This window comes from Azotobacter beijerinckii, assembly GCF_900110885.1.
Taxonomy (GTDB): domain Bacteria; phylum Pseudomonadota; class Gammaproteobacteria; order Pseudomonadales; family Pseudomonadaceae; genus Azotobacter; species Azotobacter beijerinckii.
Genome location: NZ_FOFJ01000005.1, coordinates 157,398 through 167,801 on the forward strand (window position 1 = coordinate 157,398; position 10,404 = coordinate 167,801).

Consider the following 10,404-nt stretch of genomic DNA (forward strand, 5'->3'; position numbering starts at 1 on the left):
GTCCCCCCGGGGCGAGGGACGGCGGCATTGCAAAGCCACCGGCACTGGACGATGCTGTGCGGTCACTACGGGAGCTGCCCGCCGATCACCGCGGAGACAACAATGACAATGCAAGCGAACCGAATGCTGCGCCACGCCCAGCAGGTACGGACCCTGGCCGAGGGAAGGGCCATCGGGCCGGCCAACGATCCCTCCATTGCCCGTTCCTGGCTGCGCTGCCTGGAGCAGCATCAGCTGGACCCGTCGCTGCCGCTGACGCCCAGCGTGCTGGAGCACGCCCATATGCTGCAGCGCCGCGAACGCCTGCAGCAGGTGCTGGAGATCGCCAGCGGCGAGATGAACAGCCTTCACCTGCAACTGGCCGGCAGCGCTCACGCGGTGCTGCTGACCGACGCCCGCGGCGTGATCCTCAACCGCGTCAGCGCCGCCGCCGAGCAGTCGACCTTCGAGCACGCCGGGCTGTGGCTGGGCGCCGACTGGAGCGAGGCCTGCGAGGGGACCAACGGCATCGGCACCTGCCTGGTCGAGCGCCAGCCGCTGACCATCCAGCAGGAGGAGCACTTCCGCAGCTGCCACACCGGGCTGACCTGCTCGGCCAGTCCGGTGTTCGATCCGCACGGCGAGCTGCTCGCGGTGCTCGACGTGTCCTCGCTGCAGGGCAACGTGTCGCGGCAGAGCCAGTTCCACACCATGGCGTTGGTCAACCTCTCGGCCAAGGTGATCGAGAGCTGCTATTTCCTGCGCCGCTTCGAGGGCGAGTGGCTGCTGCGCTTCCATCTGCAGGCCGAATACGTCGGGCTGTTCAGCGAGGGGCTGCTGGCCTTCGACGGCGAGGGGCGGGTGCTGGCGGTCAACCAGACCGCCATCAACCTGCTCGGCGGCAGCCGCCGCGAGCTGCTCGGCCAGTCGGTCGAGGCGCTCTTCGCCAGCCGCCTGGACGATCTGCTGGCGCTGGCCAGCGAACAGCCGAGCGCCAGCTGGCCGCTGCGCACCCAGGACGGCCGGATGCTCTTCGCCCTGCTGCGCGGGCGGCCGCGCCGGCCGGTGAGCGCGGTGCCGGTGGCGGATGCCGCGGCGCCCGCGGTGCCGGCGAGCATCTGCCTGGGCGATGCCGCTCTGCAGCAGGCCTTTCGCCGCGCGCTGCGGGTGGTCGAGCGCGACGTGCCGCTGTTGCTGCACGGCGAGACCGGCTCCGGCAAGGAGGCCTTCGCCAAGGCCGTGCACCAGGCCGGCAAGCGTGCCGAACGGCCGTTCGTCGCGCTGAACTGTGCGGCGATCCCGGAGAACCTGATCGAGAGCGAACTGTTCGGCTACCGCGGCGGCAGCTTCACCGGCGCGCGCAAGGAGGGCATGCGCGGCAAGCTGCAGCAGGCCGACGGCGGCACCCTGTTCCTCGACGAGATCGGCGACATGCCGCTGACGCTGCAGACCCGCCTGCTGCGCGTGCTCGACGAGCGCCAGGTGGTGCCGATCGGCGGCGAGCCGGAGCCGGTGGACGTGCGGGTGATCAGCGCCACCCACCGCGACCTGCGCGAGCGGGTCGCCGCCGGACTGTTCCGCGAGGACCTCTTCTACCGCCTGGACGGCCTGGCGGTGATCCTGCCGCCGCTGCGCGAGCGGACCGACAAGGGCGAACTGATCGACCACCTGCTCGAGCGCGAGGCCCGCGGCGAGGCGATCCGCCTCGAACCGGCGGCGCGCCAGGCGTTGCTCGCCTATGCCTGGCCGGGCAACGTGCGCCAGCTACGCAGCGTGCTGCGCGCCCAGGTGGCGCTCTGCGAGGACGGCCTGATCCGCCAGGCCGAGCTGCCGGCGGAGCTGCGCCAGGCGCCGGCGCTGCCGGTACCCCAGGTGCGGGAGGAGGCCGCCGGCCTGCTCGAGCAGGCCGAGCGCGACGCCCTGCTGGCCACCCTCGAGGCGCACCACTGGCACGTGAGCCGTACCGCCACGCAGCTCGGCATCAGCCGCAACACCCTCTACCGCAAGCTGCAGCGCCACGGCATCCGCCGCGAAACCGACTGAGACGGTGTCCTGCCGCCGCGCCCGGCCGCCTGCGGCGCCGCCGGGCGCTGTGCTAACCTGCCGCGATAGCTTTCCACCGGCCAGGACTCATTCATGCACATCCACATTCTCGGCATCTGCGGCACCTTCATGGGCTCGCTGGCCGTGCTCGCCAAGGAACTCGGCCACCGGGTCACCGGCTCCGACGCCAACGTCTACCCGCCCATGAGCACCCAGCTCGAGGCCCAGGGCATCGAGCTGCTGCAGGGCTATTCCGCCGAGCACCTGCAGCCCGCGCCGGATCTGGTGGTGATCGGCAACGCCCTGTCGCGCGGCAACCCGGCGGTGGAGCATGTGCTGAACCAGGGCCTGCCCTATGTTTCCGGCCCGCAGTGGCTGGCCGACCACGTGCTGCAGGGCCGCTGGGTGCTGGCGGTGGCCGGCACCCACGGCAAGACCACCACGACCAGCATGCTCGCCTGGGTGCTGGAGCAGGCCGGGATGAGCCCGGGCTTCCTGATCGGCGGGGTGCCGCAGAACTTCGGCGTCTCGGCGCGCCTGGGCGGCACGCCGTTCTTCGTGGTCGAGGCCGACGAGTACGACAGCGCCTTCTTCGACAAGCGCTCGAAGTTCGTCCACTACCGCCCGCGGACCGCGATCCTCAACAACCTGGAATTCGACCACGCGGACATCTTCCCGGACCTCGCGGCCATCGAGCGGCAGTTCCACCATCTGGTGCGGACCATTCCCGGCCAGGGGCTGATCGTCCATCCGACCACCGAGCAGGCCATCGAGCGGGTGCTCGCCATGGGCTGCTGGACCCCGGTGCAGACCACCGGCGAGGGCGGCCAGTGGCAGGCGCGCCTGCTGGCCGAGGACGGCTCGCGCTTCGAGGTGCTCTTCGAGGGCGCGGCGCAGGGCGTGGTGGGCTGGGCGCTGACGGGGCGGCACAACGTCGCCAACGCGCTGGCCGCGCTGGCCGCGGCGCGCCACGTGGGCGTGCTGGCGGAACAGGGGATCGCCGCGCTGGGCTCGTTCCTGAGCGTCAAGCGGCGCATGGAGAAGGTCGCCGAGGTGAACGGCATCACGATCTACGACGACTTCGCCCACCACCCGACGGCCATCGCCACCACCCTCGACGGCCTGCGCAAGCGGGTCGGCGAGGCACCGATCATCGCGGTGATCGAGCCGCGCTCCAACTCCATGAAGCTCGGCGCCCACCGCGACGGCCTGCCCGACGCGGTGGCCCAGGCCGACCAGGTGGTCTGGTACGCGCCGCCGAACCTCGGCTGGGACCTGGCCGCCACCGCCGCCGCCTGCCCGGTGCCGGCGGTGGTCTGCGACTCGCTGGAGGCGATCATCGCGCGGGTGGCGAGCCAGGCGGCGCCCGGCACCCAGGTGGTGATCATGAGCAACGGCGGTTTCGGCGGCCTGCACGGCAAGCTGGCCAAGGCCCTGGAGCGCTGAGCATGGCCGGACCGCAACGCATCACCCTGGCGATGACCGGCGCCTCCGGCGCCCAGTACGGCCTGCGCCTGCTCGACTGCCTGGTGCAGGAAGAGCGCGAGGTGCACTTCCTGATCTCCAAGGCCGCGCAGCTGGTGATCGCCACCGAGACCGACGTCACCCTGCCGGCCAAGCCGCAGGCGATGCAGGCCTTCCTCAGCGAATACACCGGCGCCGCGCCGGAGCAGATCCGCGTGTTCGGCCAGGAGGACTGGCTGGCGCCGCCAGCCTCCGGCTCCAGTGCGCCGAACGCCATGGTGGTGGTGCCCTGTTCCACCGGCAGCCTGTCGGCGATCGCCACGGGTGCCTGCAACAACCTGATCGAGCGCGCCGCCGACGTGGCGCTGAAGGAGCGCCGCCAACTGATCTTGGTGCCGCGCGAGGCGCCGTACTCGAGCATCCACCTGGAGCACATGCTCAAGCTGTCGAACCTCGGCGCGATCATCCTGCCGGCTTCGCCGGGCTTCTACCACCAGCCGCAGAGTCTGGACGACCTGGTCGACTTCGTGGTGGCGCGCATCCTCAATCTGCTGGACATTCCCCAGGACATGCTGCCGCGCTGGGGAGAGCACCATGTGGCGAGCGGCGAGGCATGAGGCGCGCCGCGGCCTGATCCTGCTGGGCACGCTCTCGCTGGCCGGCTGTGCCAGCCTGGGCACCCTGAACGCCGGTAAGCCCGGCGCCCCGCTGATCTACTCCGGCACCCGCCTGGACTGGTACGCCCTCCACGGCGGCTGCTGCCCGCTGGATCGCTTCGGCGCCGAGCCGCCCCGCTATCCGGCCCTGGACCTGCCCGCCAGCGCGCTGCTGGATACCCTGTTCCTGCCCTTCACCCTGGCGGCCGAACTGGGGCTGGGGCTGAGCGTGTCCGGCGGCCTCTGAGAGAGCCCTTCAGCCCACCGCCACCCGGTTGCGCCCCGCGTGCTTGGCCCGGTAGAGGGCGGCATCGGCACGCTTGAGCACCTCCTCGACGCTGGCGGCGCTGTTCGGCCAGTGCGCCACGCCGGCCGAGACGGTAACGCTCGGGCAGTCGGCGCAGCAGGTGCTGCCCATCCGGTCGCGGAGGCGCTCGGCGACCTGGCGGGCGGCCTCCGGGCTGGTACCCGGCAGGAGCATGAGGAATTCCTCGCCGCCGCTGCGGCAGAGCAGGTCGCTGGCGCGCGAGCAGTCGCTCATCTGCTGGGCGAGGTGCTGCAGCACGCGGTCGCCGAATTCGTGCCCGTGGTTGTCGTTGACCTGCTTGAAATGGTCGATGTCGAGGGCGATGACCGCGAAGGACTGGGATTGCCGTTGCCACTGTCCCAGTTGCGCCTGCATGCCGCGGCGGTTGCTCAGTCCGGTCAGTGGGTCGGTGAGGCTTTCCTGACTGAGCTTGCCGAGGCGCTGATGGAGCAGCGCCAGGCCGCTGAGTACCGCGCGCTTGAGCTGGTCGGCTTCGAAGTACCAGGCCTTGACGTGCCGCACCTGCTCCGGCGACTCGTCGGTGTCCCACTGCTGGGCGCTCTTGGCCAGTTGCCAGAGCGGCCGCGAGATCAGTTGCGACAGCCACCAGATGCCGCCCAGCGATAGCAGCAGCATCGGCAGGGACAGACGCAGGATGTTCAGCATCAGGCCATCCAGCTCCTGCAGGGTGAGTTCCGTCGCCCGCTGGGCGACGATGCCCCAGCCGGCGTCCGTCACCGGGGCGAAACCGGCGAGCATCTCGATGCCCTGGGAGTTGCTCAGCGCCTGGCTGCCCGCCTCGCCGCGGATCACCCGCTCGATCACCGGGTTGCCGGCAACGGTCTCGCCGACCCGTTGCAGGTTCTGGTGGTAGATCAGGTGGCGGTTGCGGTCGACTACGTAGAGATAGGAGCCGTCCTGGTAGAAATGCTCGCCGAGCAGGGTGTGCAGGATGTTCTCCTGCTGCAGGTAGATGCTGCCGCCGACATAGCCCTGGTAGGTGCCGTCGGCGGCGAGGATCGGCTGCGAGACGAAGACTACCAGGTTGTTTTTGGCGCTGACGTAGGGGTCGCTGATCAGCGGGCGGCGCTTTTCCAGGGCTTCCCGTGCGCCGGCGCTGTCGAGCATCTGACCGAGCATGCCGAGGCTTTCGGGCGAAGCGGCCAGGACCTTGCCGTCGTGGCGGACCACGAAGGCCGAGTTGAAATGGCGGGTTTGGCGGATCAGGCGCTCGGTTTCGCCGGCCAGCCGTTCCGGCTGGTCCATCCGCTCCGCCAGCTGGCTGGCGCTGTAGGTCAGCTGCTGGCGCATCGTGTCGAGCAGCTGTTCGGTGCTCAGGCGAAGCTTGGCGGCATAGACGCGATTGGACTCCAGGGTGTGGTGGATCAGCAGGTCGCGCTGGGTCTGGTAGCTGGCATGGAAGCTGTTGAAGAAGCTGAACAGGGCGACCGTCAGCGTCAGCAGGAGAATCAGTCGGCGCAGGTCGATTCGGTTGAAGGTGTGCATGGGCAGGTGCGGGCAATGGCCGGCCGTTCCCCTTCCGTGCGGGTCTGGCGCCGATTCCTGTTGATGGGGCGTCGTGGGGTCCGTGCCACGCCGGCGGCAAAATAGCACATGGCCAGTGCCGATTCGGACCGATAATGCCAAGGTCCGGGGCTCGTCCGGCTTGCCTGCCTTCCGCCCGCTGCGCAGATAATGCACGGGCGAGGCTCGCGGGAAGCGGGCGGTCATTCATCGGAGGCATCGTGAAGCAACAGGCGCAGTTTCATATCGGCTACTGGTTCGTCGCCATCCTGGGCTTCGTGCTCATCCAGAGCCTGCTGACCGAGCAGCAGCAGGTGGCGCAGATTCCCTACAGCGACTTCGAGCAGTACCTGAAGGATGGTCGGATCGAGGAGCTGGCGGTCACCGATCGGCAGATCGAGGGCAAGCTCAAGGAGCCGCTGCCCAGCGGCCAGAGCCGTTTCGTCGCGACCCGCATCGAGCCGAGCCTGGCCGAGCACCTGCAGCAGTATCCGGTGCGCTACGCCGGCAAGATCGAGAGCACCCTGCTGCGCGACCTGCTGTCCTGGACCCTGCCGGCGCTGATCTTCTTCAGCCTCTGGCTGTTCCTCCTCAAGCGTCTCGGCGGCGGCCTGGGCAGCGGCATGATGCAGATCGGCAAGAGCAAGGCGAAGGTCTACGTCGAGACCGACATGAAGGTGACCTTCGCCGACGTGGCCGGGGTCGACGAGGCCAAGGACGAACTCAAGGAGATCGTCGACTTCCTCAAGGACCCGCAGACCTACGGTCGCCTCGGCGGGCGCATGCCCAAGGGGGTGTTGCTGGTCGGCCCGCCGGGCACCGGCAAGACCCTGCTGGCGCGGGCGGTGGCCGGCGAGGCGAAGGTGCCGTTCTTCTCGATCTCCGGTTCCGAGTTCGTCGAGATGTTCGTCGGGGTTGGCGCGGCGCGGGTCCGCGACCTCTTCGAGCAGGCCCGGGCGCAGGCGCCGGCGATCATCTTCATCGACGAGCTGGACGCCCTCGGCCGCGCCCGCGGCGTCGGCCCGCTGGGCGGCGGCCACGACGAGAAGGAGCAGACCCTCAACCAGCTGCTGGTGGAGCTGGACGGCTTCGACACCTCCGCCGGGCTGGTCCTGCTGGCCGCCACCAACCGTCCGGAAATCCTCGACCCGGCCCTGCTGCGCGCCGGCCGCTTCGACCGCCAGGTGCTGGTCGACCGGCCGGACAAGGCCGGGCGCGTGCAGATCCTCGAGGTGCACCTGAAGAAGGCCCACCTGGCGGCGGACATCGATCCCCAGCAGATCGCCGCGCTGACCCCCGGCTTCACCGGCGCCGACCTCGCCAACCTGGTCAACGAGGCGGCCCTGCTCGCCACCCGCCGGCAGGCCGAGGCGGTGACCATGGACGATTTCACCGCGGCCATCGAGCGCATCGTCGCCGGCCTGGAAAAGCGCAACCGCCTGCTCAATCCGAAGGAGCGGGAGATCGTCGCCCACCACGAGATGGGCCACGCGCTGGTGGCCATGGCCCTGCCGGGGATGGACGTGGTGCACAAGGTGTCGATCATCCCGCGCGGCATGGGGGCGCTCGGCTACACCATCCAGCGACCCACCGAGGACCGCTTCCTGATGACCCGCGAGGAGCTGGAGAACAAGATGGCGGTACTGCTCGGCGGCCGCGCGGCGGAGTGGGTCGTCTACTCCCACTTTTCCACCGGTGCCGCCGACGACCTGGCCAAGGTCACCGACATCGCCCGCGCCATGGTCACCCGCTACGGCATGTCGGAACGTCTCGGCCACGTCACCCTGGAGCGCGAGCAGCACAGCTTCCTGGGCGTCGAGCAGATGTACGGCCTGCCGGCCCGCCACGAATACGGCGAAACCACCGCGACCGCCATCGACGCCGAGGTGCAGGCGATCATCGAGCGGGCCTTCCAGCGCACCGTGGCCCTGCTCGAGGAGCGCCACGAACTGCTCGAACGCTGCGCCCGGCGCCTGCTGGAGGAGGAAACCCTCGACACCGAGCAGTTGGCCGAGCTGGTCGGGGCGGGGCGGAAGGACCCCGCCGAATCATCGGGAGCGACAGCGCAATGAACGACCGGCCAGTGCACGACGATCCCGCTCCGCTGCCCCCCGAGCCGCCCCAGGAGGGCGAGTGCTGCGAGGACGGCTGCGGCGAGGCCTGCGTCTGGGCGCACTACAACGAGGCCCGCGCCGAGTATGCCCGGACACTGGCCGAGTGGCAGGCCCGCCACGTCCGCGAGCCGGCCGGGTAGGGGCCTGGAGGTCTGCTGTCCGTTCGGAGAAGAAGAAGCCCCATGCTCGGCCGGCCAGAGGGGCCGGCGTTCGGTTTCGGGGCGCTTCGTGGGGCATGTATTCCTTGGGTTCGGTTTTCGCAAAGGGATACATGCCGGCATACACGGCGACACCGACGTTTGAACTGGAGTATTAAGTTTCTGTTTTATATGGTTTTTTATTTTTTAGATAGCGTAAGGCATACAGGTTGGCATACATGGCAGCCTGCGCTATCAATTCTCAGGTTGGTGGTGCGTCACCGTTTCTAACTTTTGTATAAGTACTTGTTCCTTGACGGCCCATATCTTCGGAGCGGCATACCCGACGACGAAGGACAGTGCCCACACCTTGGCGAAGGTCGCAGGGGTCTCATGAAGTGATCCGACGAAGTACAGCCCGAACACGAAGCCGAGGATTGCTCCAAGCATGAGGCGCAGAACTATCCAGGCACCTCGAGCTTTCTGGAGTTCATTGGAAGCGAAGAGCATCTCCCCTTCTTCGCATGGCGGGCCATCAGGGTGAATGGTTGAGATGATCGTTTGAGCGAAGCTCCCGATCACTGCTCCTACAGTGCATGCAGCGAGCAGCGCTAAGTCGTAGCCGGTAAAGCCGATGATGTTGAGGATCATCCTTTCCTGTTTCCATGGTGCCGGTGTGTCTTTGGCCAAGGCTACCTGATTGAGTCTCCGAGCTCACCTAGCTAGGTCAAGGAAAGACGGACATCCCCGAGCAAATATCAGCTAGAGAGAAAACGCGGGTCGAATTACCCGTGTAGGGTGGCCCCCCTGGGGAGGACCCGCTGTGATGACTGCCAATGACCAGTATCAGCGCAAACTCCTATGCCCCATTTATGTTGATCCGTCTGGAGCAGGGCATAGACTTTCCTCGCTGCTGGTCTTCGCCCCTACCGGGGGTTTGGGGACATTCAAACCTTTCCCCTCGAAAATCCGGTGTTCTCCGTGTTCTTGGTGTTCCCGAATCGCTGAAAGCCAGTAATGGCAAGGCTTACAGCGATGGAGCACCAACACACGCAAGGTGGAACACGTGGTGTTCAGAGCACCAGTCGTGTTCCGTAAATCCGCCGATCAGCCGAACACCACCCCTACTATTTCCTGCAGGCCACTCGGCCTTGGCGGTCGGCTAGGGAACACAAGCAGGCCTGCGCAGGTATCGAGCGATGCTTTTGAAGTGCGGGGAGGATGAGTGATCAGTGCCTTGATCGTTGGCGGGCTATCGGTTGTCTAGTCGGAACACCAATTTCCGAAATCTGGGCACGCTTGGCTGCCCTTTCGTGTTTCGAGCGGTACGCCGCGCAGATCGATGCACTACTGAAGATCTTGGAGAAGTGCTGGGAATGGATACCAAAAAAGGATGCGGGGCCGGCTGCTCGGGTTGTCCTGCCTACTGGTGGGGTTGATCGCCCGACACGTTGCTCCAGCTGCTCGAGCTGGTCTACCTGCTGGCTCTGGTGGACGGATCGCTAGGGCGATGATGGGCCAGCAGGCGAAGAGCGGGGCGTTGATGTGCTGAATCGAGGGGGCGGGGTCAAGGCAATCGCGCTATGAGGCATCCGGGCCAAACAGCAGTTGGGTTCGGTACTACGCATTGGTGCAAGCCCGCATGCGCCGCCTGCCAATGCTCAGTTGACTGCTGTCGTTCTGTCGTATCAGGTTCAGTGCCGCGCGGCGTATCACGGCCAGGTTGCTGGCCGAGTGGTCCTTGCGACTGCGATTGGCATCCTCGCGAAACTGCACATCCAACACCCAGTGCTGGCTGTTCTCAATGGCCCAGTGGTCGCGCACCACGCCGGCAAAGCGTTCCAGGCCGCCGATCGAGCTCAGGAAATAGCGGCACTCGCGCGTTTCCCGGCCGCTCGCCCAAGCGCTGTCAGGCCCTTCCACTGGGCTCGGGGCTCCAGCCAGTCGAGTTGGCCGCTCAAGCTGTAGCGACGCACCTCGAGACGGCCATGGTCCTTGTCGATCGTTTCCAGGATCGGCAGGGCACCCTTGTCGCTCTGCTCGTCCAGCCACAGCGCAACCTCCTCGCGCAGCGTCGGATGGTTGTCCTTCAGGGCCAGCACATAGTCGGCTTTCGCCGCGACGATCTGTTCGGCCACGGTTTTCTGGCAGCCGATGGCGTCGATGCTGATCACCGCGCC

General features: G+C 67.5%; 8 protein-coding genes and 1 pseudogene. 6 read left to right on the top strand and 3 right to left on the bottom strand.

What is annotated here, in order from left to right:
* The first annotated feature begins 108 nt into the window (after positions 1–108).
* The 4 genes from BMY22_RS04465 (at position 109) to BMY22_RS04480 (ending at position 4,389) form a co-directional block, all read left to right on the top strand.
* On the top strand, positions 109–2,022 hold the full coding sequence (locus tag BMY22_RS04465; protein ID WP_208599227.1) for a sigma-54-dependent Fis family transcriptional regulator: 1,914 nt from the start codon (positions 109–111) through the stop codon (positions 2,020–2,022).
* 93 nt (positions 2,023–2,115) lie between these two features.
* A complete protein-coding gene (gene mpl / locus BMY22_RS04470) occupies positions 2,116–3,468 on the top strand; it encodes a UDP-N-acetylmuramate:L-alanyl-gamma-D-glutamyl-meso-diaminopimelate ligase (protein WP_090619893.1) in 1,353 nt (450 codons plus the stop codon).
* Between the two features lie 2 nt (positions 3,469–3,470).
* Positions 3,471–4,103 carry a flavin prenyltransferase UbiX gene (gene ubiX, locus BMY22_RS04475; protein ID WP_090619894.1) on the top strand — a complete coding sequence of 211 codons (633 nt, stop codon included), beginning with the start codon at positions 3,471–3,473 and terminating at the stop codon, positions 4,101–4,103.
* Positions 4,081–4,389 carry a YceK/YidQ family lipoprotein gene (locus BMY22_RS04480; protein WP_090619896.1) on the top strand — a complete coding sequence of 103 codons (309 nt, stop codon included), beginning with the start codon at positions 4,081–4,083 and terminating at the stop codon, positions 4,387–4,389. The genes ubiX and BMY22_RS04480 overlap by 23 nt, the downstream gene beginning before the upstream one ends.
* Before the next feature lie 9 nt (positions 4,390–4,398).
* On the opposite strand, the gene BMY22_RS04485 is transcribed toward BMY22_RS04480, so the two are convergent.
* On the bottom strand, positions 4,399–5,955 hold the full coding sequence (locus BMY22_RS04485) for a GGDEF domain-containing protein (RefSeq protein ID WP_090619897.1): 1,557 nt from the start codon (positions 5,953–5,955) through the stop codon (positions 4,399–4,401).
* A 239-nt stretch (positions 5,956–6,194) separates the two neighbouring features.
* Here BMY22_RS04485 and ftsH point away from each other — a divergent pair, with 239 nt between their 5' ends.
* Both ftsH and BMY22_RS04495 read left to right on the top strand, forming a co-directional pair.
* Positions 6,195–8,045 carry an ATP-dependent zinc metalloprotease FtsH gene (ftsH, locus tag BMY22_RS04490; RefSeq protein WP_090619899.1) on the top strand — a complete coding sequence of 617 codons (1,851 nt, stop codon included), beginning with the start codon at positions 6,195–6,197 and terminating at the stop codon, positions 8,043–8,045.
* On the top strand, positions 8,042–8,227 hold the full coding sequence (locus tag BMY22_RS04495) for an oxidoreductase-like domain-containing protein (RefSeq protein WP_244158796.1): 186 nt from the start codon (positions 8,042–8,044) through the stop codon (positions 8,225–8,227). Before ftsH ends, BMY22_RS04495 begins: the two co-directional genes overlap by 4 nt.
* A 252-nt stretch (positions 8,228–8,479) precedes the next feature.
* Here the strand turns inward: BMY22_RS04495 and BMY22_RS04500 are convergent, their stop codons facing one another.
* Both BMY22_RS04500 and BMY22_RS25350 read right to left on the bottom strand, forming a co-directional pair.
* The gene (locus BMY22_RS04500) at positions 8,480–8,875 is read right to left on the bottom strand and encodes a hypothetical protein (RefSeq protein ID WP_090619901.1); all 396 of its coding nucleotides are present in this window, start codon (positions 8,873–8,875) and stop codon (positions 8,480–8,482) included.
* A 969-nt stretch (positions 8,876–9,844) separates the two neighbouring features.
* A pseudogene (locus BMY22_RS25350) lies at positions 9,845–10,398 on the bottom strand (ISAs1 family transposase).
* Positions 10,399–10,404: the final 6 nt, after the last annotated feature.

Excerpts from the sequence above, each read along its gene's own strand:
- BMY22_RS04485 (WP_090619897.1), bottom strand. The coding sequence starts at position 5,955 with ATGCACACCTTCAACCGAATCGACCTGCGCCGACTGATTCTCCTGCTG.
- BMY22_RS04480 (WP_090619896.1), top strand. The coding sequence starts at position 4,081 with ATGTGGCGAGCGGCGAGGCATGAGGCGCGCCGCGGCCTGATCCTGCTG.
- ubiX (WP_090619894.1), top strand. The coding sequence starts at position 3,471 with ATGGCCGGACCGCAACGCATCACCCTGGCGATGACCGGCGCCTCCGGC.
- BMY22_RS04465 (WP_208599227.1), top strand. The coding sequence starts at position 109 with ATGCAAGCGAACCGAATGCTGCGCCACGCCCAGCAGGTACGGACCCTG.
- mpl (WP_090619893.1), top strand. The coding sequence starts at position 2,116 with ATGCACATCCACATTCTCGGCATCTGCGGCACCTTCATGGGCTCGCTG.
- BMY22_RS04500 (WP_090619901.1), bottom strand. The coding sequence starts at position 8,875 with ATGATCCTCAACATCATCGGCTTTACCGGCTACGACTTAGCGCTGCTC.
- BMY22_RS04495 (WP_244158796.1), top strand. The coding sequence starts at position 8,042 with ATGAACGACCGGCCAGTGCACGACGATCCCGCTCCGCTGCCCCCCGAG.